The organism is Streptomyces sp. NRRL S-1813, from assembly GCF_000719605.1.
GTDB lineage: Bacteria > Actinomycetota > Actinomycetes > Streptomycetales > Streptomycetaceae > Streptomyces > Streptomyces decoyicus.
Genome location: NZ_JOHB01000006.1, coordinates 253,040 through 274,905, shown reverse-complemented (window position 1 = coordinate 274,905; position 21,866 = coordinate 253,040). Strand labels below are relative to the sequence as shown.

Annotated in this window: 21 protein-coding genes and 2 pseudogenes; 6 read left to right on the top strand and 17 right to left on the bottom strand. The window is 70.0% G+C overall.

Annotated elements, in window-relative coordinates:
- Positions 1-765: an acyltransferase gene (locus IF67_RS0112650; RefSeq protein WP_030985094.1), complete on the bottom strand. Its 765-nt coding sequence runs from the start codon at positions 763-765 to the stop codon at positions 1-3.
- Positions 766-907: 142 nt separating this feature from the next.
- On the opposite strand from IF67_RS0112650, the gene IF67_RS0112645 reads away from it, so the two are divergent.
- On the top strand, positions 908-1,447 hold the full coding sequence (locus IF67_RS0112645) for a gamma carbonic anhydrase family protein (RefSeq protein ID WP_030985092.1): 540 nt from the start codon (positions 908-910) through the stop codon (positions 1,445-1,447).
- 75 nt (positions 1,448-1,522) lie between these two features.
- Here the strand turns inward: IF67_RS0112645 and IF67_RS0112640 are convergent, their stop codons facing one another.
- From IF67_RS0112640 to IF67_RS0112600, 9 genes are all read right to left on the bottom strand, one after another.
- Positions 1,523-2,284: an enoyl-CoA hydratase/isomerase family protein gene (locus tag IF67_RS0112640; RefSeq protein WP_030985090.1), complete on the bottom strand. Its 762-nt coding sequence runs from the start codon at positions 2,282-2,284 to the stop codon at positions 1,523-1,525.
- Between the two features lie 54 nt (positions 2,285-2,338).
- Complete coding sequence (locus IF67_RS0112635; RefSeq protein WP_030985089.1) at positions 2,339-3,592, bottom strand: cytochrome P450; 1,254 nt, start codon at positions 3,590-3,592, stop codon at positions 2,339-2,341.
- A gap of 102 nt (positions 3,593-3,694) precedes the next feature.
- Positions 3,695-5,065 (bottom strand): cytochrome P450, encoded by a 1,371-nt coding sequence (locus tag IF67_RS0112630; RefSeq protein ID WP_030985087.1) that lies wholly within the window; start codon positions 5,063-5,065, stop codon positions 3,695-3,697.
- Positions 5,066-5,075: 10 nt separating this feature from the next.
- Positions 5,076-5,666 carry a GTP-binding protein gene (locus tag IF67_RS0112625; RefSeq protein WP_030985085.1) on the bottom strand — a complete coding sequence of 197 codons (591 nt, stop codon included), beginning with the start codon at positions 5,664-5,666 and terminating at the stop codon, positions 5,076-5,078.
- The gene (locus tag IF67_RS0112620; protein WP_030985083.1) at positions 5,641-6,021 is read right to left on the bottom strand and encodes a DUF742 domain-containing protein; all 381 of its coding nucleotides are present in this window, start codon (positions 6,019-6,021) and stop codon (positions 5,641-5,643) included. The genes IF67_RS0112625 and IF67_RS0112620 overlap by 26 nt, the downstream gene beginning before the upstream one ends.
- Entirely contained in the window at positions 6,018-6,431 is a 414-nt protein-coding gene (locus tag IF67_RS0112615; protein ID WP_030985081.1) for a roadblock/LC7 domain-containing protein, read from the bottom strand. Before IF67_RS0112615 ends, IF67_RS0112620 begins: the two co-directional genes overlap by 4 nt.
- On the bottom strand, positions 6,428-7,666 hold the full coding sequence (locus IF67_RS0112610; protein WP_030985080.1) for an ATP-binding protein: 1,239 nt from the start codon (positions 7,664-7,666) through the stop codon (positions 6,428-6,430). Before IF67_RS0112610 ends, IF67_RS0112615 begins: the two co-directional genes overlap by 4 nt.
- A 434-nt stretch (positions 7,667-8,100) precedes the next feature.
- Complete coding sequence (locus IF67_RS0112605) at positions 8,101-8,457, bottom strand: DUF4333 domain-containing protein (protein WP_030985078.1); 357 nt, start codon at positions 8,455-8,457, stop codon at positions 8,101-8,103.
- 130 nt (positions 8,458-8,587) lie between these two features.
- Positions 8,588-9,586, bottom strand: a complete 999-nt coding sequence (locus IF67_RS0112600) for an alpha/beta hydrolase (RefSeq protein WP_030985077.1) — start codon at positions 9,584-9,586, stop codon at positions 8,588-8,590.
- Positions 9,587-9,883: 297 nt separating this feature from the next.
- Here IF67_RS0112600 and IF67_RS0112595 point away from each other — a divergent pair, with 297 nt between their 5' ends.
- Both IF67_RS0112595 and IF67_RS0112590 read left to right on the top strand, forming a co-directional pair.
- Entirely contained in the window at positions 9,884-11,938 is a 2,055-nt protein-coding gene (locus tag IF67_RS0112595; RefSeq protein WP_030985075.1) for an ATP-binding protein, read from the top strand.
- Positions 11,939-12,038: 100 nt separating this feature from the next.
- Positions 12,039-12,248, top strand: coding sequence for a hypothetical protein (locus tag IF67_RS0112590; protein WP_030985073.1), 210 nt, complete (start codon positions 12,039-12,041; stop codon positions 12,246-12,248).
- A gap of 146 nt (positions 12,249-12,394) precedes the next feature.
- Here the strand turns inward: IF67_RS0112590 and IF67_RS0112585 are convergent, their stop codons facing one another.
- Together IF67_RS0112585 and IF67_RS0112580 are read right to left on the bottom strand one after the other, a co-directional pair.
- Complete coding sequence (locus IF67_RS0112585) at positions 12,395-13,045, bottom strand: DedA family protein (RefSeq protein WP_030985071.1); 651 nt, start codon at positions 13,043-13,045, stop codon at positions 12,395-12,397.
- Positions 13,046-13,302: 257 nt separating this feature from the next.
- Entirely contained in the window at positions 13,303-13,758 is a 456-nt protein-coding gene (locus IF67_RS0112580; RefSeq protein WP_030985070.1) for a DUF4442 domain-containing protein, read from the bottom strand.
- Between the two features lie 308 nt (positions 13,759-14,066).
- On the opposite strand from IF67_RS0112580, the gene IF67_RS0112575 reads away from it, so the two are divergent.
- On the top strand, positions 14,067-15,353 hold the full coding sequence (locus IF67_RS0112575) for an MFS transporter (RefSeq protein WP_078889393.1): 1,287 nt from the start codon (positions 14,067-14,069) through the stop codon (positions 15,351-15,353).
- Between the two features lie 42 nt (positions 15,354-15,395).
- Here IF67_RS0112575 and IF67_RS0112570 read toward each other — a convergent pair whose 3' ends face one another.
- From IF67_RS0112570 to IF67_RS44205, 4 genes and pseudogenes are all read right to left on the bottom strand, one after another.
- Positions 15,396-16,250 (bottom strand): spermidine synthase, encoded by an 855-nt coding sequence (locus IF67_RS0112570; protein WP_030985066.1) that lies wholly within the window; start codon positions 16,248-16,250, stop codon positions 15,396-15,398.
- A gap of 55 nt (positions 16,251-16,305) precedes the next feature.
- Positions 16,306-17,147, bottom strand: a pseudogene (locus IF67_RS39095) (patatin-like phospholipase family protein).
- A gap of 172 nt (positions 17,148-17,319) precedes the next feature.
- A complete protein-coding gene (gene tuf, locus IF67_RS0112560) occupies positions 17,320-18,492 on the bottom strand; it encodes an elongation factor Tu (RefSeq protein WP_030985065.1) in 1,173 nt (390 codons plus the stop codon).
- Positions 18,493-18,601: 109 nt separating this feature from the next.
- Positions 18,602-18,769 carry a hypothetical protein gene (locus IF67_RS44205; RefSeq protein ID WP_199812715.1) on the bottom strand — a complete coding sequence of 56 codons (168 nt, stop codon included), beginning with the start codon at positions 18,767-18,769 and terminating at the stop codon, positions 18,602-18,604.
- A 124-nt stretch (positions 18,770-18,893) separates the two neighbouring features.
- Here IF67_RS44205 and IF67_RS0112550 point away from each other — a divergent pair, with 124 nt between their 5' ends.
- Both IF67_RS0112550 and IF67_RS0112545 read left to right on the top strand, forming a co-directional pair.
- Positions 18,894-19,595, top strand: a complete 702-nt coding sequence (locus tag IF67_RS0112550) for a TVP38/TMEM64 family protein (protein WP_030985063.1) — start codon at positions 18,894-18,896, stop codon at positions 19,593-19,595.
- A 202-nt stretch (positions 19,596-19,797) separates the two neighbouring features.
- Complete coding sequence (locus IF67_RS0112545; RefSeq protein ID WP_030985061.1) at positions 19,798-20,670, top strand: undecaprenyl-diphosphate phosphatase; 873 nt, start codon at positions 19,798-19,800, stop codon at positions 20,668-20,670.
- Between the two features lie 169 nt (positions 20,671-20,839).
- Here IF67_RS0112545 and IF67_RS39090 read toward each other — a convergent pair.
- Positions 20,840-21,777 (bottom strand): annotated as a pseudogene (locus IF67_RS39090) (SDR family oxidoreductase).
- Positions 21,778-21,866 lie beyond the last annotated feature (89 nt).

The window sequence follows — 21,866 nt, the reverse complement described above, 5'->3', positions numbered from 1 at the left end:
TCAGGAGGCTTCGTACGCCTCCTTGGCTTCCTCCGCCTGCCAGGCGCGCAACGCGACCAGCTGGTCCGAGGTGACACCTTCGGGGATCGGCACCGGCGCCGGCGTGCGCAGCGGCGGCTGCCAGCCCTGCCGGGGATCCCAGCTGCGGACGACCTTGGCGGGTGCGCCGGCGACCACTGCGTGATCGGGGACCTCACCGCGGACCACGGCCCCGGCCGCGACCACGACATTCCGCCCCAGCCGTGCCCCGGGCAGGATCACCGCCCCGGTACCGATCCAGCTGCCGGCGCCGATGGCCACCGGGTCGGTGCGCGGCCACTGCTTGCCGACCGGCACATCGGGGTCGTCGTAGCTGTGGTTGGTGGTGGTGACGTAGACACCGGGGCCGAAGAAGCAGTCGTCACCGATCGTCAGCCGGACATCCGCGATCACGTGGCTGCCACGGCCGAGCACCACACCGTTTCCCAGGGTGAGGATCGGGTCCGGGCCGAGATCGAGGTCCGGCATCATCCCGGCCGTGAGCGTCACGTCCTGGGCGATGATGCAGTAGTCGCCGAGCTCGATCCACGGATCGCCGAAGACCGTGCCCTGCGGAAAGGCGAGCCGGGTGCCGGTACCGATCCGCCGGAAGCGGTAGGGGCCCGGACGTTCGGCCGTGACGGCCGCGGCTTCTCTCACCCAGCGCGCGCCACGGTGGACCGCGCGCGACACGGCCCGGCGCCGCCAGGCCGCGACGGATGAGAACACGTTCTGGTTTATCGGCACTCGCACACCGTACTCAGCCTGCGGACGGCGGGCCGCGCACCGGGCTGTGATCTTCGCCCCACCGTCGTCCGTCCCTGCCCGGCGCAGCGGCCGTCGTCTACGGTGCTGTTGGCGCGGCGCACAACGGCAAGGAGATCCAGAGATGGCGGGACGGGCGTTGATTTCACCGGTGGGCGGCAAGGAGCCGAAGGTCGATCAGGGGGCATTCACCGCCCCGACGTCCGTCGTGCTCGGCGAGGTCACCATGGCGGCGGGCGCCAGCGTCTGGTACCACGCGGTGCTGCGGGCCGACTGCGGCCCCATCGTGCTCGGCCCGGACAGCAACATCCAGGACAACTGCACGGTGCATGTGGATCCCGGATTCCCGGTGACCGTCGGCGCGCGGGTCTCGGTCGGGCACAACGCGGTCCTGCACGGCTGCACCGTCGAGGACGACGCCCTGATCGGCATGGGTGCCACGGTGCTCAACGGGGCGCACATCGGCGCAGGCTCGCTGATCGCCGCGCAGGCGCTGGTCCCGCAGGGCATGCGGGTTCCGCCCGGCTCACTGGTCGCCGGGGTACCGGCGAAGGTCAAGCGGGAGCTGACCGATGAGGAGCGCGAACTCCTCACCGTCAACGCCACGATGTACGTGGAACTGGCGGCACAGCACCGGGAAGCATTCACGGCCTCCGAGGAGTGAGCCGGCCGCGCGGCCGAGCCGAGCCCGGCCGCGTGCCGCGGTGCGGACCTGGAAGGGCCCGCACCGCGGTCGGTGTCAGCGCCGGGCGGAGGCCGCGGCGGTCAGCGCGGAGGACAGCAGCTCGGCGTCGAACAGGGTGGCGTCCGCGAGGCGGTTGGCGTTGGCGTACGCGTTCAGCATCAGCTTCGCGGTCCGCAGGGCCGAGGGGGAACGGCGGACCAGCGGCTTGATCCACCGCGTGACGGTGCCATCGAGCTGATCCTCGGGGACGACCTTGTGGAGGATGGACAGCTCCTGCGCGGTGGCGGCATCGAAGTTGTCCGCGGTCAATATCAGCTCACGGATCCTCGCCGCGCCCGCCTCGTGCAGCAGCCGCGGCATGATCCCGCCCCAGGCAGGCGGCACCCCCAGCCCCAGCTCCGGCAGCCGGAAGCGGCAGGTGTCCGCGCCGACCCGCAGATCGCAGAAGACCGCGAGCCCCACTCCGGCCCCGACCACCCCGCCGTGCAGCCGCGCGATGGTCACCGCGTCGGTGCTCGCAAGGGCATCACACACCCGTCGCGCCTTGTTGCCGAGGGCCCGCAGTCCCACTCCGGTGGGGTCCTCGGCGAGCAGGGCGGGGAACTCCGCGCGGTCACCGCCCAGACAGAAGTCCTCGCCCGCACCGGAGAGGACCAGGACCCTGATACCGGCCTCGTCGTCCAGGGCTCCCAGCACGGCGAGCAGCTCGTCGAGGATCTCCCCCGAGATGGCGTTGCCCGTCTCGGGGCAGTTCAACTGCACGGTGAGGACGGGCCCCTCGTGTGTCACGAGGAGGGACTTGAAGTCGTGCATCATGGCCGTTCCTTGTTTCGTTGTTCCGCTGTGCGGGAGACCGGTGCGCCGGGTATGTCAGACACGGACGACCGGAAGCGTGATGAGGCGGCGGAAGGCCACGCGTGGCTCCCAGACGGGAGGAGCGCTGATCCGTAGTCCGGGCAGACGCTCGAGCAGCGCGGTGAGCAGGCACTCCGCCTCCAGACGGGCCAGCGCGTTGCCCAGGCAATAGTGGATTCCCCCGCCGAAGCTGAGGTGGGAGGCCCGGCGGCTGATGTCGAAGACTTCGGGGGAGGCAAAGTGGTCCGGGTCGTGATGGGCGGCGCCGACCATGATCTGCACCATCTCGTTCTTGCGGATGGTCACCCCGGCGAGCTCGGTGTCCTCGGGAGCCACCCGGCTGATCATGTGGATCGGCGGGTCGTGGCGGAGCGCCTCCTCGATCGCGTCCGGTATCTGCTCGGGATGGACGCGCAGCCAGTTCAGCTGGCGGGGGTGCTCCAGAAGCAGCCGGACCATGCTGGAGAGGACATGTGCCGTCGTCTCCAGCGCCGCCAGGACCATGAACAGCGTGAGGAAGTAGACGTCCTCGTCGGCGGCTTCCCGGTCGGGTTCCTGCCTGTCCCAGGCGCGGAGCCACGAAGAGACCGGGTCGTCCCCCGGATTTCTCCTGCGCTCGTTCACCAAAGAGGTAAAATATTCATGCAATTGACGGCTCGACTCGTCGGAGAGCGAGAGCTGGCTCGGAGTCGGAAACAGTTCCTGGGTATACACCTGGTCATGGGTGAGCGAGCGCAAAAGCGCGTAGTCGGCCGGCGGTATTTGTAGCCATTCGCCGATGGTGACCACCGGAAGTTCTTCGCTGACCAGTGCACAGAAATCAGCCGGGCCGTGCCTGAGTTCTTCCTCGAACCGGTCGAGCAGTCGGTTGGTCGTCTGCTCGACCGACGTCCTCATCTCGGCCAGGGAATTGCGGTCGAAAACATTGCCCACCAGCCGCCGCACTCGGGTGTGGTGCGGCGGGTTCAGCATGGGCATCGTGCCGCCCATCTGGCGTGACGCGCTCGCGCTCCAGCGGGCCGCATCGACCTGGCGGGCCCGCCAACCACGGTCAGGGACCCGCCAGGATCTACTTCGCAAAAGCTGGTGACTCAGACCGAAAGAGGTCACCAAATGGCCGCCCCATGGCGCCGGAACGATATCCCCCATCGCCCTGAGTTTCGCGTACAGCGGCAACGGATTCGACTGGCCATCGGCCGTGCGCAGACGGGAAAAAAGCGAAACTACACTGCGCCGGTCGACGGGGGCAGCGGCCAGAGCGGGCTGCAAGGCGATACCTTCTTTCAGAAGATCACTCGATAGTGGCCAGCCCTGCATACCCCTACGACTGAACGTTCATGCGAACAACGAACATTCAAGCTGTAGCAAAGGTCACACTCGCCACCAGCTGAGGAACCCGCTCCACCAACTGCCTTTCTGAGGCTTGCTCTGCTGTTCCCGGGCCCGGGTGTCTCCCCCGTCGTGGCCGCCCATCGAGGCGGGCATGGAACCCCGCCTCGTGCTGCGTACCGGAGTGAAGCGGGCGGGCAGCGCGTTGAGCGCACGGTGGAAGGGGCCGGGCCGCCAGGTCAGCGTGTCCGCGGGAACACCCAGTTCGATGTCGGGCAGCGCGTTCAGCAGCTTCTCGATCGCCCGTATGGAGATCAGCAGCGCGGGGTCCTTCGCCGGGCAGGCATGCGGCCCGGCGCCCCAGGCAAGATGGGCCCGCTTGCTGAACGTCTGCCGGCTCGCGGACAGGCTCGGGTCCGCGTTGGCCGCCGCGAAGCTGATGAGCACCGGTGCCCCGGCTGCCAGCTTGTTCCCGGCGAGTTCCACTTCGTGCACCGGGTAGTGGGTGGCGTAGTTGGCGATCGGCGGGCTGTTCCACAGCACCTCGTTGATGGCGTCCTCGACCAGGAGGTCGCCGCCGCCCTGCGGGCCGCCGCCGAACTGCTCGTCGGACAGCAGCAGTCGCAGCGCATTGGCGATGATGTTCTGCACCGGCTCGGTGCCCGCCCCGATGAGCAGAGCGAGCTGGTGGACCATCTCCTCGTCGGTCAGCCGCGACTGGTGCTGCATCAGCCAGGAGGTGATGTCGTCGCCCGGCGTGCTGCGCTTCAGGGTGACCAGCTCGAACAGGGAACCCGCCATGACCTCGTTGGCCCGCTCCACATCGACCCCGTCGAAGAGGTTGGAGATGGCGCTGATCAGCCGGTCGCCTATCTCCGCCGGGCAGCCGAAGAGATCGTTGAAGACCAGCAGCGGCAGCAACTGCGCGTAATCGCTGATCAGGTCGGCTTTGCCCCGGACACTGAACTGGTCGACGAGGTAGGTGGCGACGCGGTCGACATGCCTGCTCACACGGTGCATGTCCAGACGCGCGAAGCTCTCCGTCACCGCCTGGCGCAGCCTCAGGTGCTCGGCGCCGTCGGAGAACATGCAATTCGGCCGGTACATCATCATCGGCAGCACAGGGCTGTCCATCGGCACACGCCCCTCGTTCAGCGCGCGCCAGCGGCGCGAATCCCTCGCGAAGGTGTCCGGATTCTGGAGGACATGGAGCGCTGTGGCGTAGTCCGTGACGAGTTCGGCCTCCACACCGGGAGCCAGCTCGACGGGCGCGCTCGGTCCGTACTGTCGCAGCATGCCGTAGAAGACGTCCGGCGCGGCGGCGAATTCCGGCCCGTGCAGGGGCACCCTTTCGCCACCGGCGTGCGCGGGGCAGCCGGGTGGCGGAGTCTGGAATTCCGAGTGAGATTGCATGCCTGAGCTCCTAGTTGACGCGGGACTGTAGATATCGGACGAGGGCGATCAGGGAATCCGCCGAGGAACGCTGATCCCGTGCGTCACAGTTGACGACGGGCGTCTCAGGAAGCAGGTCCAGCGCCTCCCGTATCTCATCGAGCGAATGCGAGGGAGTCCCGTCGAACCGGTTCACGGCGATGGCGTACGGGATTCCGTAGTGTTCCACCAGGTCCATGACAGGGAAGGACTCGTCGAGTCGCTGTGGGTCGACCAGAACCAGCGCACCGAGCGCCCCCCGCGTCATGTCTTCCCACACCTGAACGAAGCGTTGCTGTCCGGGCGTTCCGAACAGATAGAGGACCAGCTTCTCGCTGAGCGTGAGCCGGCCGAAGTCCATGGCGACCGTGGTCGTGGTCTTGTCCGGCGCACCTTTCGGGTCGTCAATTCCGGCGCCCGCCTGGGTCATTACTTCTTCGGTCCGCAGCGGCGGAATCTCGGACATGGTCCCGATGAATGTGGTCTTACCCACGGCGAAATGCCCGACCACGAGGATCTTCGCCGCGGTCTGCACGGAATCGCGCAGGTACACGCCGTCATCCAAAGCGAGCCTGGAGCCCATTCAGCACCTCCTCAAGGATCTGCCGGTCGACAAGCTGAGCGCTAGGTATGGGTGCACGGGAGTAGAGATAGCCCTCCCGCGCGAGATCGGACACCAGAATCTTGACGACGCCCACCGGCAGCCGGGTGTGCCCGGCTATCTCGGCGATCGAGAGGAAACCTCCCGAACACAGCTCCAGCAGGCGGAGCTTCTCCGGATCGAGGGGATTCGTCCGGGGCGGCTCCGTATGCATGGTCACCAGAGTGATCAGTGAGAAGTCGCTGTCGTCAAGAAGATCCCGGCCGTTGGTGATGACGTACGGCCGCACTAATTCCGCTGCTTCGTGTTCCAGCTCCGGCTCGTCATCTGTCGTCATGGCTGGATATCAGCCCTCTCGCGAGGCGGGCTTGTCAGTGCCTTACCGAGCTGGCCGACAAGCTGTTGCATGCGGAACGTGATCTCTGCCATGTCGACATCGGGCGACGCCGAAACCGCGAGATACGCGCCTTCACCGGCGGAGATGAGAAAGACCCAGCCATGGTCGAATTCGACCAGCGTCTGCCGCCATTGCGGCCGGCTGGCGTGCGCACCGCCGTGGCAGAAGTCGGCGACCGTACGGCTCAGCGACTGCATTCCGCTCATCGCGGCGGCAACGGTGTCGGCGTGGTCCCGGCCGACTTCCTTCGAGCGGGCCATGAGCAGGCCGTCGGCGGAGACGAGAATGGCATGCTGCGCTTCGGGCAATTCCAGAGCACTGTCAAGCATCCACGACAGATCGTAGTTCACTGAACCTCATGCCCTTCATTGCCTGCATTGGTGGAACGGCGGCCGGACTGCGTGCCGCGCTGAAATGCGCCCATGACGGACGCGGCCCTTGCGCTGTCGCGGGCCGGGGTTTCCGTGCTTTCGTTTTCGGTCGGCACGATGGATATCGCACCGCGACGGCGGCGCTTCGGCAGACCGCCGGCCGTCGTCTCGGGAACGGGGTGAGCGGGAGCCGGCTGCCCCAGCGGCGGACCGCCGGCAGCCGGGTGTCCTGCGGCCGGGTACCCAGGCGCGGCAGGGACCGGAGCCGGGCCCTCGGAGGCCGGGTGACCTGGAGGATTCTCGGGCGGCAACGGGGCGGAGGCGGCCACGGCAGGACTCTCCTCGGGCTCGTGCAGGGACGTCAGGAGATCGTCGGGGAGCAGGACGACCGCGCGCACGCCGCCGTAAGGAGAGGTGGAATCCACCGATACGCTGAACCCGTAGCGGGCGGCGAGCACACCGATGACGGTGAATCCGAACTGCGGCGGGTTACCGAGGCTGGAAACGCTGGCCGTATTCTCGCTCGACAGCAGCTGAGCGGCCCGCGCCTTCTCCTCCTCGTTCATACCGACACCGGCATCGTCGACAACGATGCACACACCCTTGGGCACCGGCCGGATATTGATCTCGATCATCGTTTCCGGCGCCGAGTAGCTGGTGGCATTGTCCAGCAGTTCGGCGAGCACGAGCGCAACCGGTTCAACAGCACGGCTCACGATGGCGAAATTACTCTGCGACCGGATCTCGACGCGCGTGAAATGGCGAATGCGGCCCTTGGCGCTGCGCACCACATCGTAGAGCGAGGCATTGTGCCGTCGCCGGCCGAGCCAGCCGTCACACAGGACGGCGATGGACTGGGCACGCCGCGCAAACTGCGAGTTCATGTGGTCGATGTCGAGCAGATCCTGAAGGATCTTGTGCTCGCCATAGGTTTCCTGGAGCTTGGAAATCGCCAGCTGCTGCTCGCTCGCCAGCCCCTGAAGCGTCCGCATGGCGGACTTCAGCGTGGTTTTGGTGGCCTCCTCGGCCCGATCCTTGGCCTCTTCCACAGCCTCCGTGTAGTGATCTTCAAGATTGGCGTAGTGCTGCTTGAGCTCAGCCTTTTCTTGTCGAAGCTCCGTGATCTTTTTTCTACCGCGAATAATCGCGGTAGCGGCGACAGGGGTACCAGCGATCAAACCCCAGAGCGCTGGATCCTGGAAATATTGCGTCATAGGACTCTCTTCGGACGACGGAGCCACCAGGTGTCGCATGTCTGGCCGCGACGTGCAGAATCAATCGCGCTCCCAGAGATACATGAACGGCCACGCACAGTCGCCTGCCAGAAAGCCATCAAAGGGCCGGCTAATGGCATAGTTCTCCCCGGGGTGGCGGTTTTCATAGGCCAATGCGCGGAATTTCTCACCTGCCATATCAGGTGACTACCCCGTTGGCAAGTGCGATGATCTTAGCATCACAGCAACACCCGTCGTCCAACGGCGATCTGAACACCGGACACATCCGAAGCAGATTCAACAAAGGCCTGCTTTGGGGCCATTGGGCGCGCTGCCGGACCTCGGAGCAAGCGAGTCGTCCGCTTCCTGACGACCTGTTGACACGTAGCCATGTGACCTGGCCCACAGCGAAAACGGGGACCGGTCAGCGAAGTTCAGCGATGCGGGGCGTCGTGGACATAAGTGATCTCGCCGCCGCGGACCCGGACCACGCGTACGGTCATGTCGCGGTCGGTCCCGCGCAAGTAGTGCGCCGTGCAGTGGGTCCATGCCCCCGTGACCGCGCGCAGGTCCCTGGCGCAGTCGACCGAGCGCGGCCCCCGGGGGATCACCGGAAGCGACAGATGGCCCGAGATCGAGCGGGCGACCTCGTCGCGCGGGACGGTGTCGGTCGTCCCGTCCACCTCACTGGTCGCGTCCCGCTCCGCCAGCCACTGGTTGCCCACCGTGAGGCTCCCTGCCAGCAGAGCCGTGCCCGCCAGCGCCAGACCGACGACTCGCAGATTTCGCACGGTTCTCCTTCCAGTGGGCCGACATCATCACCGGCCGCGCTCCCATGGCCGGGTCACGGACAATTCTTACGGGTGGCCCGGCGTCGGCAACAGGAAAGCCCTGCCGTGCGACCACCTGGGCGACGGTGCGTCAAACGGACGGCACGGGGCCCTGCATCCGCTCACTGATCCAGTGCAGCGAGTCGGCCATCCGCTGGATGTAGGTGTGACCGCTGTGCACACCGTCCGGTATCTCGAAGAGCGTGGAGTGGACCGGCCCGCCGGTGCAGTCCTTGATGAAGCGCTTCACATCGGGCACCGCCACCTCCTTGCTGCCCAGCTCGAAGGCCAGATAGACGGGCAGGCCCCTCCGCGCGGTCAGCTGCCGCGCCAGATGGCGGGGGTCATTGGCACGCATCTCGGCCGGATATCCCTGCCACATCGGCGAATCCGGCCTCGTGTCGGGGCCGTTGACGATGGCCGCCTTGAACTTCTGCGGCTCCTTGAGCACGGCCTTCAGCGCGGCGAACCCGCCGGACGAGGACCCCATGAAAGCCCAGCCGTCCCGGCTGTCGAACGTACGGAAGTTGGCCCGCGCGAAGTCCGGTACATCCTCGGTCAGCCACGTGCCCATCTTCGGCTGCCCCGGGATGTCACTGCCGTCGTAGTACTTCCTGCCCGGGTTGAGCACCGGCATGACGACGATGAACGGCAGCGTCTTACCCTGCCCCGACCACTCCGCGATCCGCTCCTCCAGCGCAAAGGCGTCCCCGGCCCAGTAGTTGAACGGATAGCCATAGGCGCCGGGCAGCGCGATCAGCACCGGAAACCCGCTCCTGGCGTACTGCGGATCGTGGTACTCCGGCGGCACCCAGGCCCAAATGTCGCCGGTGAAACCGGACTTCCGCCCGTGCCACTTCGTCATCACGACCTGGGTGCCGTCGTCCCCGGTGGTACGGAACGGCGTGAACGAGGAGCGCGGGCCACGGGGCACCACCGCCCGGGGCTTGCCGTTGAGGGCATCCGCCGCATGACGGGCCCGCAGCCGCGGCACACTCGATGCGTCGACGATGTCCCTGCCGTCGCCGCAACCGGCCAGCAGCCCCAGGGCCACCACACTCACCGCAGCACGGACGCGCAGGCGCTTCATCGGGACGTTCTCCTTGGACTCTTGGGCCGGCCGCGGGCAGCCACGCTGCCACCGTGGCGCCGGTCGAAAGACACCACTTTAAGATCGTCCGAAGCGCCCTCGGCGCCGCCCCCGGCCACCGTGACCTGGTGGTCCGTCCTCCCGGGCCCCTCGGCGAGAGGTCCGGCCGCGTCAAATACGGCGGCGGAGTTTCCCTCGTTCGATGAGCCCGCTGGTTGTTTACCGGACGGTCGGTTCTGGCATCGTTGGTTCCCTATTCGGAAGGGCGCGGCGCTGTGCCGTGGTTGGGGATGACCGATGACCGCGTGGGCAGATCGCCGGCCACTGCCCGGCGTAGTAGGACGGGCCGTTGAGCATGAGCAGGTGTCCGGGCTGCTGGGCGGTGCTCCGCTGGTGACGCTCACCGGAGCCGCCGGCGTGGGCAAGAGCGTGCTGGCCCGCGCCGTCCTGGAGGAGCACACCGCTCGGCACGGCGGCACGGTCATCCGGGTCGGCTGCTGGGACGGTCTGGCCGAGGGCGGTCTGGCCGACGCGCTGCTGCGGGCGGCCGGGCAGGCGGACACCGCCTGCCGCAACAGCGCCCGGCCGCTCGCCCGGCGTACGGCTCCGCCCTGCGTCGGCACACCGGTGTCCGGCCGGGCCGACCGGACGGAGCCCGCAGCGGGGTGCAGCGCCGCGGGCGGCACGGCCCTCGCGGCACTGACCGCACACTGCCGGCGGCATCGCGTGACCGTGCTGCTGGACGACTGCGACCCGGTGCTCGCCGAGTGCGCACAGCTCGTGCGCCGGCTGCTGCGGGCCGACCCGGCGCTGCGCATCGTGGCGACCGCACGGGGGCGGCTGGGACTGGCCGAGGAGCGCGTCGTCGAGATCGCGCCGCTTCCGGTGACGCTGGGCGAGGGGATCGCCGGACCGGCCGTCGAACTGCTGGCCGCGCGGACCGGCGCAGCGGCGCCCGAGCTCCTGGTCACGGTGTGCCAGGCCCTGGAGGGCTCACCGCTGGCGATCGCCCTGGCCGCGCACCAGCTGGACCGGATGTCGTTGCCGCAGCTCGCGGCGCAGGTGGGCACGGACGGTGCGCTGTTCTACTCGGGTCCTGCGGCGACCGCCCGGCACACCTCGCTGCACGCCGCGCAGGCCGCGGGCTACGCCCTCTGCTCGCCCACCGACCGGCGCGTATGGGCGAGACTCTCGGTGCTCCCCGACGATTTCGATCCCTGGCTCGCCGGATGCGTCTGCACCAGCAGTGACGTTCCTTCAGCCGCGGTCGACGGCGCACTGGAACGGCTCCGTACGGCCTCGGTCGTCGAACGCGTACGGGACGGGGGCGGCGCTCGCGAGGACACCGGGGCCGCGCTCCCGCCGCGCTACCGACTCCCGCGCGCCGCCCGCGACTTCGGGCGGACGCAGCTGCGCGAGGCGGGTGAGGAGTCCGCGGCGCTGCGGCGGTTCCGGCAGGCCTGTGCGGCACTCGCGGCCGAGGCCCAGATCGCCTGGCAGGGCCCGAACCAGCAGGTCGCCGTGCGGCTGGTGGAGGACGAACAGGCCAATCTCGACGCGGCGCTGACCCGGCCGCCGCAGGACGCGGAGGATGCGCTCGGGGCGCTGGAGATCGCGGTGTCGCTGTGGTTCCACTGGGCCGCCTGTGGCTTCCGTCGGGAGGGCCGGGCCCATCTGGACCGGCTGCTGCTGCTCTCCCGGGACGACACCGCGCTGCGCGCCCGGGCGTTGTGGCTGGCCGGCTATCTCGCCGCACAGGAACACTCGCTCGCCACCGCGGAGGCGCTGCTCGACCAGGCGTGGACGGCGGCCGTGATGCATGCGGACGGCGACGGGCTGGCCCGTATCGCGCATGCGCACGGGGTGCTGGCGCTGTACCGCGCGAACACCACGGCGGCCGTGGCGTGTCTGGAGGAAGCGGCCCGGCACCACTCCAGGGATCCATGGTTCGGTCCGGGGCCCGCCCACAGCCGGGCACTGCTGGCCGTCGCCCTGGCGCCGCTCGACGCGGCGCGGGCCCGGGCGGCGGCCGACCGCGCCTGGGAGACCCGGCACTCCGACGGCGACTTCTGGCTGTACTCGACGATCCTGTACGCCCATGCCCTGACCGAGTGCACCCATGGGAAGCCGGCGGCGGCGCTGCGGGCGTGTCACAAGGCGCTGGTGGCCAAGAAGGTGATCGGTGACCCGCTGTTGATCGCCGGGGTCCGCAACATGCTCACCGGTCTGCGGCGGACGGTGCGTGGCGGGACGCCGCCGCCGGACGGCGGCGAGGAGGCCCCGTGGTGGCTGCGCACCGGGCCGGGCGTACGGGCCCGGCCGTTCTTCTCGCGGCTGCGGGCGCGGTCCTGAGGGCCGGGCCGGAGTCGCGGAGAGGCCGGTGGACACGTTCCGTGACGCGCCGACCGCGTTCGGGATGCGCGAGCACCGGGCCGGTCGCATGCTGGGAAGCATGAAGCGTGCCCCCGTGATCGTGCATCCGCCCTGCTCGGGCGGCCGCCGTGTGACGCTCTACGGACAGGATCTGGGCCGGGCGCTGCGCCCTGGTGATGTGGCCGCGATCCTGCGCCGGGCCGGTTTCTGCACCACGAAGTTCGTCTGGGACGACACCGGTGTCTTCGAATGGCGCGACGGCGGACCGGACGTCTGGCTGATGCCCTGAGGCGACGCCGGTCCTCCGCCCGCCTGCGTGATCAGGTGTGTTGGGCCGGCTGAGCGCCGGACTTCCGCCTGAAGAGCGTCCGTTGAAGAGCGACCGTTGCAGGCCGGTGCGAGCCGTACGTAGGTGGCGCGGCAGGTCCGGGACGGTCAGTCGACCGTCGCGCCGACCGGGGTCTCCGTCGTCTCGCGCGCAGCGGCCGCCTTCTTCGCGCGGTGCTTCATGAGCAGGAGCGAGCCGATGCCGAACAGCAGGGCGGCGACCAGTCCCAGCCAGGAGAAACGCTTGAGCCACGACTCGGCGACGACGCCCACGCTGTAGATCAACGCGGTGGTGCCGCCGGCCCAGACGATGCCGCCGAGGACGTTGGCGATCAGGAACTTCCAGTACGGCATCTTCAGTACGCCGGCGAGCGGACCGGCGAAGATACGCAGCAGCGCGACGAACCGGCCGAAGAAGACCGCCCACATGCCCCACTTGTCGAACTTCGCCTCGGCCATCGCGACATGGTCGGGGCCGAAGTGCTTGGGGAACTTGCGGCCCGCCCACTGCAACAGGGGCTTCCCGCCCTTGCGCCCGATCAGATAGCCGACAGAGTCGCCCAGGATCGCGCCGGCGGATGCACAGGCGCCCAGCACGTACGGATTGATGTGGTCCTGGGTCGCCGCGAGAATCGCCGCACTGACGAGGACGATCTCACCGGGCAGCGGAATACCCACGCTCTCCAGTCCGATGACCACCCCCACCAGGAGGTAGACGCTCACGGCCGGTACCGTCTCGAGCCACTCCTGGATGTGCAACGCCGCTTCCTCCGCTGGTGTAGGGCCCCCGTGGGCCGTGCCCCGGCAGCCATGACACCGGTGCCGGTCGATCCCCCTGGCGCGCCGCAGCACGCCCGCCGAAGCGTACTCGATGGCGCCGTCCGGGAGCCGAATCCGCATGCGGTACGCAACGACCTTCTCGGCGGCCCCGGTCCGGCGCCGCGGAGCCCCTCAAAACGGCGGCGGCCCGCCGTGCGGTGCACGACGGGCCGGGGAGAACCCCACTGTGAAGCAGCTCACTTGTTGGGGCGCAGGGTCCACACGATGCTCATCTCGCCGGTGACCCCGCCGTCCTCGCGGGTGATGGCGATGTTCACGGGGAACTCCGGGCGCTCACCGGCGTCGAGCTCGGCGATCACCTCGGCCACCGGCCGGCCCAGTTCCGCGGTGGCGGTGACCGGTCCCATGGCGAGTTTCTTGTAGCCGATCTCGGCGCGCACCGCGAGCGGCACCGCCCGGCCGAGCTGGTCGCCGAAGGCCGCCATCACGATGGCACCGCTCGCCGACTCGGCGAGGGTGAACATGGCGCCGGCGTGCGGTCCGCCGACGTGGTTGTGGAAGTCCGGCTGGTCGGGCATGCGGACCACGGCGCGCTCGGCGGTGGTCTCGGTGAACTCGAGGTTCAGGGTGCGGGCCATCGGCACGGATGCCGCCATCATTTCGCCGATCGACGGCAGGGTCTCGGAGGACATGGGCCCATGTTACCTAGCGGTAGCTTAGGTGTGAAGGGGGTGCGGCGCTCTCCGGCCCCGGGGCATGAGGGACGACGGACGCGATCCCGTGACGTACGCCAGGCCCTGACGGACTCCGGGCCCGTAACGGCCGCCGGAAACCCCAGTGCGGCCGGCTCGCCACCCTCCGTATCGTTGACGCCCATGTGGCCAGGACAGCAGCACAGTGAAGACGGGCGGGTGACCTACCCGGAACGCGGCGTACGCCGAGCAGCCGGCAGCCCCGGCCGGAAGCTGTCGCGCACGGTCTCCGCCCCGCGGGCGCTCTCCTGGTGAGGACCCGCCCCGCGTGGGCGGGGAGGAACTATCTGCTGCTCACCGGCGCCACGGTGATCGCGAACCTCGGCAGCTCCGGTGCGCTGATCGCCACCGCTTTCGCGGTGCTCGCCGCCGGCGGTTCCGCCACCGACGTCGGGCTGGTGGCCGCCGCGCGGACCATCCCGCTCGTCCTCTTCCTGCTGATCGGCGGCGCGGTCGCCGACCGGCTCCCCCGGCATCGTGTGATGGTCGCCGCGAACGCCCTCAGCTGCGTCTCCCAGGGCCTGTTCGCGCTGCTCGTCCTGGCCGGCGAGCCGCGGCTGTGGCAGATGGCACTGCTGGCCGCCCTCGGTGGCACGGGGCAGGCGTTCTTCGCGCCGGCCTCCGAGGGCATGGTGCTCGCCAGTGTCACCGGCGAGCAGGCGGGGCGCGCCTTCGCCGTGTTCCGTATGGGCATGAACGGCGCGAACATCGGCGGCACGGCGCTCGGCGGCGCACTGGTCGCCGCGGTCGGCCCCGGCTGGGTGCTGGCCATCGACTCCGCGGCCTTCGCCCTCGCGGGCGCGCTGCGCGCCTTCCTCGACGTCAGCGGCGTCCCCGCACGGGCTCCCGGCGGCGGGGTGCTGCACGACCTTCGGGACGGCTGGCGCGAGGTCGCCTCCCGGCGGTGGCTGTGGGCGGTGGTCGTGCAGTTCTCCATCGTCAACGCGGTGGTGGCGGCCGCCGAGGCGGTCTACGGGCCGCTCGTCGCCGAGCAGCATCTGGGCGGACCCGGGCCCTGGGGGCTGGCGCTGGCCGCCTTCGGTGCGGGCACCGTGGGCGGCGCCCTCCTGATGACCCGGTTCAGACCGCACCGCCTCCTGCTCACCGGTGCGCTGTGTGTGTTCCCACTCGCCCTCCCGTCCGCCGCGCTCGCCCTCCCCCTCCCGGCGGGCGGGCTCACCGCGGTCATGTTCGGCACCGGGATCGCGGTCGAGGTCTTCGCGGTGACGTGGATGACGGCACTGCATCAGGAGATCTCCGAGGAGAAGTTCTCCCGGGTCTCGTCCTACGACTGGCTCGGGTCCCTGGCCGTGGTCCCGCTCGCCACCGCGCTGGCCGGCCCCGTACAGGACCTCGTCGGCCGGACGGCGGCGCTGTGGGGCTGCTCGGCGCTGATCGCGCTGCTGACGGCGGCGGTGCTGTGCGTGCCCGAGGTGCGGCGGCTCACCCGGCGTACGAAGCCGGAGCCCGCAGCGGGCGGAGCGGTCTCCCGTGCCGCCGGGGCGACGGAATCGCACACCACGGAGGCGGAGTGAGCGGGCGCCGCCGACCTGGTGCGAGGCCGCGGCGGACCGCGCTCAGCCGACGCTGAACGCGCCGTCCGGTGGCACCGGGGAAGCCACCGCCTCGGCATCGCGTACGGGGACTGCGTCCGCGATCAGCCGCCGCAGCGCCACGCCGTGCTCGACCCGGGCCGGGAACGCGTCACCGGCCGTCCGCCGGGCCAGCGCGATGATCGGCAGCGGTGCGCGCGAGGCGAGCAGCACGGCGTTGCCGAACCGGCGGCCGCGCAGCACCGAGGGCTCGGCGATCAGCGCGAGGTGCTCGAAGACCGTGGAGAAATTGGCGAGTTGACCACGCAGAAAGCCGAACGGCGCGCCGTCCGCAAGGTTCGCGGCATAGCAGCCGTCCGGTCGCAGAACCCGGGCGGCGGCCTGCGCGTACTCGACCGAGGTGAGGTGCGCGGGCACTCGCGAGCCGCCGAAGACATCCGCCACGATGACATCGGCGCTGTCCTCCGGCGCCGCCTCCAGCGCCGTACGGGCGTCCTCGGCGTGCACCGTGATCCCGCAGTCGCCGGGCAGCGGGAGATGCTCCGTGACCAGGGCGAGCAGCCCGCGGTCGGCCTCGATGACCTCCTGCCGGGAGTGCGGACGGACGGCGGCGAGATAGCGCGGCAGGGTCAGCGCCCCGCCGCCGAGGTGCAGCGCGTCGAGCGGCCGGGCCGGGGCGGCGGCCTCGTCCAGGACGTGTGCCAGCCGGCGCACATACTCGAATTCCAGATGTGTGGGCGCGTCGAGGTCCACGTAGGACTGCGGTGCACCGTCCACGGTGAGCAGCCAGGCGCGCGGCCGGTCGACGTCCGGCAGCAGCTTGGCGGTGCCGCAGTCCACGGTCCGGGTGACGGGTATCGGCTCGGGTGCTTCGTCCACCGTCCCATTGTGCCGGTGCGGTAACCGAGCCCCGGCCGCCGGTCCGGCCGGCCGGTCAGTCCGACCAGACCTGCTGGATCTGCGCCACATGGGCCGCTGCCTGCCGGCGCCCCGCGCGGGCCGCGTCGGCGCGCTTGGCGGGGTCCAGGACATTGCGGCCGAACGCCGCCCTGGCCGCACGGTCGGGGGTGAGCACGCACACCCGGGCGCCCTGGCGCACCAGTCGTTCGCCCTGCGCCCGCGGTCCGGCGATCGGCCCACCACTCGCGGCCATCGGCGCGACGATCACCACCCGGTCGTATCCGGCGGCCAGATCGGCGTTGGCGCTGGAGTGCACCCCGCCGTCGATCCACCGGGTGCCGTCGATGGTGACCGGCGGATAGATTCCGGGGACCGCGCAGCTCGCGCCCACCGCGTCGAGCAGCCGCACCCCGCTCGTGTCGTCGAAGGCGGTCCGCTCCCCCGTCGCCGCATCCACCGCCGTGATCACCAGCCGGCGGACCGGCCAGTCGGTGAGGTTCAGGGTCCGGGCGATCGCCGTGCGCTGTTCCGCCTCGGTGACGGTGCGGGCCGCGAGCGCCAGCCTGCCCATGCGTACGCCGAAGGAGACCGTGTCCCGGGAGCGCAGCGCGATGGCCGCGACCGGGCCAGTGCGGCCGGGCCCATACGGGCCGCCGAACCGTTCTCGGGCACGGCGAGCTGGTGTGCGTACATCTCGTCCAGGCCGAGATGCCGGGAGGTGAGGTGGGCGCCGACGATCGATCCGGCGGAGGTACCGATGACGACATCGGCGTCGGCGAGATCGAGGCCCGCCTCGGCGAGACCGGCGAGCACACCGATCTCCCAGCCGATGCCGGTGAGCCCTCCGCCGCCCAGGACCAGTGCCGTACCCGCCATCAGGTCTTCCTCCTGTCTCCGGCCGACCGCCCGCGCCGTGCGGCACAGGCAGTCTTCCTCGTGGCCGTTCACCCGGGCGTGCAGTCTTGCACCCGGGCGTCCCCCGGGACAGCAGGAGGCTGCGCCCCGCACCGGGAAAGGTGCCGGACGCAGCCTGCCGACCTGCGGTGTCTCACTCCTCGACGGTGCGCACCGTGCCCGCGCCGACGGTCCGGCCGCCCTCGCGGATGGCGAAGCCCAGGCCCCTCTCCAATGGCACGTCCCGGCCCAGTTCGACCGACACCGTCACCGTCTCACCGGGCCGGGCGATGCCCCGCTCGCCGAGGTCGAGGTCGCCGACCACGTCCGCGGTGCGGATGTAGAACTGCGGCCGGTAGCCGGTGGACAGTGGCGTACGGCGGCCGCCCTCCTCGGTGGAGAGCACATACACCTCGGCGGTGAAACGGCTCCGCGGTGTGACGCTGCCGGGCGCCGCGACCACATGCCCGCGGCGCACCTGGTCGCGGTGCAGACCGCGCAGCAGCAGCGCGACATTGTCCCCGGCCTCGGCGGACTCCATGGGCTTGCCGAACGTCTCCAGCCCGGTGACCGTCGTCTCGGTCTCCGCGCCGAGCACCGCGACCCGGTCGCCGACCCGCACGGTGCCGCGCTCGACGGCTCCGGTGACGACCGTGCCGCGGCCGGTGATGGTCAGCACGTTCTCCACCGGCAGCAGGAACGGCGCGTCGACATACCGCTCGGGCATCGGGACATAGGTGTCCACGGCGTCCAGCAGCGCGTCGATCGCCCCCGTCCAGCGCGGGTCGCCTTCCAGGGCGCGCAGCCCGGAGACCCGTACGACCGGTACGTGCTCCCCGTCGTAGCCGTGCGCGCCGAGCAGTTCGCGCACCTCCAGCTCCACGAGGTCGGTGAGCTCGGGGTCGCCGGCGTCGGCCTTGTTGAGGGCCACGACGATGTGCCGGACGCCCACTTGTTTGGCGAGCAGCACATGCTCGGCGGTCTGCGGCATGATCCCGTCGAGCGCGGAGACGACGAGGATCGCCCCGTCGAGCTGCGCCGCGCCGGTCACCATGTTCTTGATGAAGTCGGCATGGCCGGGCATGTCGACATGGGCGTAGTGCCGGGTGCCGGTCTCGTACTCGACATGCGAGATGTTGATGGTGATACCGCGGGCGGCCTCCTCCGGGGCCCGGTCGATCCGGTCGAAGGGCACGAACGTCCCGCTCCCCCGGTCGCTGAGGACCTTGGTGATGGCCGCCGTCAACGTGGTCTTGCCGTGGTCGACGTGGCCCATGGTGCCGATGTTCAGGTGCGGCTTGGTGCGCACGTATGCCGTCTTGGGCATGGTGTTCTTCCTCGCAACAATGCGGTGAGGACGGCGACTTGGCGCCGTGGGGACCCCTGAGCCCCGCCGACCCTCCCCCTGCGGGGTCCGCCGGACGATCCGGAGAGGGTCAGCTTCGTGCGCCGTCGGCCGCCGCGGCGGCCTGAACGGCGGCTGCCGCGACGGCAGTGACTGCGGGAGCGCAGTGGGCCGCGGCGAGGGCCGCGAAGAGTTCGACGGCAGCCTTCGGCTCGTCCGCGACTGCGGACGGGAGCGGGAGGAAGGCGTGCCGGATCATGCGTCATATGGTGCCGGGCGCGTCCTCCGGCGTCGAACGATTTATCCGGCCGCCGTCTTGGCCTTACAGCTCCCCGGCCTTGGCATTACGGCTCCTCGGCACCCTTGTCGGTTACGCTCCCGGGGTGCTTCCGCCCGCCGCAACGCCCGACGGCCTCGCCGCTCGCTGCACGCGTGTGCTCTTCTCCCCCTGGTGCCGGCTGGGCCTGCTGCTCGCCCTGCTGGCCTGCGCCGCGGCCATCACACTGTGGTGGCAGCCGCAGCACCTGCTGACCGGGGGCCGGCCCGCGCAGCTGTCCGGCCCGACCGCTCTGGTGGTCTTCGCGCTGGCATACGGGGCGTGCACCACCGCTTTCGTTCCGCGCCCGGTCCTCAATCTCGCGGCCGGGGCCCTCTTCGGCAGTCAGGCCGGCCTGGCCGGCGCGCTGGCCGGTACGGTCCTGGGCGCCGCTCTGGCCTTCGGGCTCGGCCGGCTGCTCGGGCAGGACGCCCTGCGCCCGTTGCTGCGCGCCCGGTGGCTGACCGCCGCCGACCGGCAGTTGAGCGAGCACGGCTTCCGCTCGATGCTGGCGATCCGTCTCTTCCCGGGTCTGCCCTTCTGCGCCACGAACTACTGCGCCGCGGTCTCCCGTATGGGCTGGCTCCCTTACCTCGTCGCGACGGCACTCGGCAGCATCCCGAACACCGCGGCCTACGCCGTTGCCGGTGCGCGGGCTTCCTCGCCCACCTCACCTGCGTTCCTCGTCGCCATGGGCTTCATCGCCGTCAGCGCTCTGGGCGCGCTGGTGGTGGCCTGGTACAAACGCAAGGCACTGCGCGGACACTGACAGCGGATCTGGCGGGCGACGGACTCTCCAGCGGGGTCCGTGGAGCGGTCGGGTGCGGTACGACCCGGCCCCTTTGGCCGCCCGTACACCTCCGGACGTTACGCTGCCCCCTGTCGGCGATGATCCGCATCCGCCGCCACCGTCCGCTTTCTCCCATCTTGCGCAGGTCAGCGCTTGATCACCCTTGGATAGCGTGTTTTCCATGTCTTGGTTTGAATCTTTCGTCCTCGGACTCGTCCAAGGGTTGACCGAGTTTCTGCCGATCTCGTCCAGTGCGCACCTTCGCCTGACCGCGGCGTTCGCCGGCTGGCAGGACCCCGGTGCGGCGTTCACCGCCATCACACAGATCGGCACCGAAGCGGCCGTCATCATCTACTTCCGCAAGGACATCGGGCGGATCATCTCGGCCTGGGCCCGCTCCCTCTTCAACCGGGAGCTGCGGCACGATCACGACGCCCAGATGGGCTGGCTGGTGATCGTCGGCTCGATCCCGATCGGCGTCCTGGGCATCACGCTCAAGGACGCCATCGAGGGCCCGTTCCGCGATCTGCGGCTGATCGCCACCACCCTCATCGTGATGGGTGTGGTCCTCGGCATCGCCGACCGGCTGGCCGCCCGCGACGAGACCGGCGGCCGGCACCGCGCCGCGAAACAGCGCAAGAGCCTCACCGACCTCAGCGTCAAGGACGGCCTGCTGTACGGCGTCTGCCAGGCCATGGCGCTCATCCCCGGTGTCTCCCGCTCGGGCGCCACGATCAGCGGCGGCCTCCTCATGGGCTACACCCGCGAATCCGCGGCCCGCTACTCGTTCCTGCTCGCCATCCCGGCGGTCCTGGCCTCCGGCGTGTTCGAGCTCAAGGACGCCGGCCAGGGCCATGTCGCCTGGGGCCCCACCGTCTTCGCCACGGTCATCGCCTTCATCGTCGGCTATGCCGTGATCGCATGGTTCATGAAGTTCATCTCCCACAAGAGCTTCATGCCCTTCGTCGTCTACCGCATCCTGCTGGGCATAGTCCTGTTCGCCCTGGTCGCGGCGGGAACGCTGTCTCCGCATGCGGGCGAGACGGCGGGCTAGAGAGCTCATCCGGGTCGTTGAATCTCGCCGCTCCTGACGCCAGGACCAGCGGCCCTCAGCGGCTGACCCTCAAGATCATCTCCCAGTTGTCTCCCACCCTCCCCCCTTCAGGGCCCGCCCGGAACAGGCACCCGCCAGGGCCGCGTGGCCTTCCCGTGACGAACGGCCGTCAGCGATAGCCGGTGTCGTCGGCCGGGAGGCCCCGGTCCTGGACCTCGACGAGGTAGCGCCAGCAGTCCGGCCGGGTGCCGTCGGTGTCGGTGAATCCGTAGAGGGGCGCGAGTTGTCCGCTGGAGACGACCGTGCCCGTCCAGCGCGCGACGTCCGGGGCGGCGGCGAGGGCGACGACCGCCCGCGCGACATAGACCGGGGATTCGGCGATGCAGAAGTGCGGCACGTTCACTGTCGCCTCCCGCCAGTTGTCCTCGGTCACACCGAAGGCTTCGAGCATCTTCTCCGAGCGCAGCCAGCCGGGGGTCACGGCGACGGCGGAGCCGTGGTGCGGGGCGAGTTCATGGCTCTGGGCCAGGGTCATGCGCTGCACGGCGGCCTTGACCAGGTCGTAGAAGAAGCCCTCGTGGTACCGGTAGGCGGCGTTGTACTCCGCGGTGCCGTCGGTCATCTCGATCACCAGCCCACCGGGACGACGGATGAGCAGTGGCAGCGCGTGGTGGCTGGTGATCGCATGGGTGTCGATGCCCATGCGCAGCATCCGCAGACCCCCGGTGAGATCGTGCTCCCAGAGGGTGGTGCCGAACTGGGCGTAGGCATCGCCGCCGAAGATGTCGTTGACGAGGATGTCGAGGCGGCCGTGGTCCGGTCGATGCGCCGGACGAGAGCGCTGACCTGGTCGCTGTCGAGGTGGTCCACCCGCAGGGCGGTACCGGTGCCCCCGGCCTCGGCGATCAGTTCACCGGTCTTCTCGATCGTCTCCGGCCGGTTGATCTCCGAGGGGCCTGCGGTCCGGCTGCTGCGCCCGGTGGCGTATACCACGGCGCCCGCGCGGGCGAGTTCCACCGCGATCGCCCGCCCGGCGCCTCGTGTGGCCCCGGCGACCAGCGCGACCTTTCCGTCCAGCGCACCGGCCCGCGCTTCCTCCGTCGCCATGGCCTCGGCCTCCTCCTCTCATCGTCCCCGCTCAGGAATCCGGGCGGGGACGTGTCGTCCTCGGCAGGGCCGGTGACGGCCTGCGGGGG

Excerpts from the sequence above, each read along its gene's own strand:
- IF67_RS0112595 (WP_030985075.1), top strand. The coding sequence starts at position 9,884 with ATGACCGCGTGGGCAGATCGCCGGCCACTGCCCGGCGTAGTAGGACGG.
- IF67_RS0112630 (WP_030985087.1), bottom strand. The coding sequence starts at position 5,065 with ATGCAATCTCACTCGGAATTCCAGACTCCGCCACCCGGCTGCCCCGCG.
- IF67_RS44205 (WP_199812715.1), bottom strand. The coding sequence starts at position 18,769 with ATGATCCGGCACGCCTTCCTCCCGCTCCCGTCCGCAGTCGCGGACGAG.
- tuf (WP_030985065.1), bottom strand. The coding sequence starts at position 18,492 with ATGCCCAAGACGGCATACGTGCGCACCAAGCCGCACCTGAACATCGGC.
- IF67_RS0112640 (WP_030985090.1), bottom strand. The coding sequence starts at position 2,284 with ATGATGCACGACTTCAAGTCCCTCCTCGTGACACACGAGGGGCCCGTC.
- IF67_RS0112580 (WP_030985070.1), bottom strand. The coding sequence starts at position 13,758 with ATGTCCTCCGAGACCCTGCCGTCGATCGGCGAAATGATGGCGGCATCC.
- IF67_RS0112620 (WP_030985083.1), bottom strand. The coding sequence starts at position 6,021 with ATGACGACAGATGACGAGCCGGAGCTGGAACACGAAGCAGCGGAATTA.
- IF67_RS0112645 (WP_030985092.1), top strand. The coding sequence starts at position 908 with ATGGCGGGACGGGCGTTGATTTCACCGGTGGGCGGCAAGGAGCCGAAG.
- IF67_RS0112545 (WP_030985061.1), top strand. The coding sequence starts at position 19,798 with ATGTCTTGGTTTGAATCTTTCGTCCTCGGACTCGTCCAAGGGTTGACC.
- IF67_RS0112610 (WP_030985080.1), bottom strand. The coding sequence starts at position 7,666 with ATGACGCAATATTTCCAGGATCCAGCGCTCTGGGGTTTGATCGCTGGT.
- IF67_RS0112590 (WP_030985073.1), top strand. The coding sequence starts at position 12,039 with ATGAAGCGTGCCCCCGTGATCGTGCATCCGCCCTGCTCGGGCGGCCGC.
- IF67_RS0112600 (WP_030985077.1), bottom strand. The coding sequence starts at position 9,586 with ATGAAGCGCCTGCGCGTCCGTGCTGCGGTGAGTGTGGTGGCCCTGGGG.
- IF67_RS0112625 (WP_030985085.1), bottom strand. The coding sequence starts at position 5,666 with ATGGGCTCCAGGCTCGCTTTGGATGACGGCGTGTACCTGCGCGATTCC.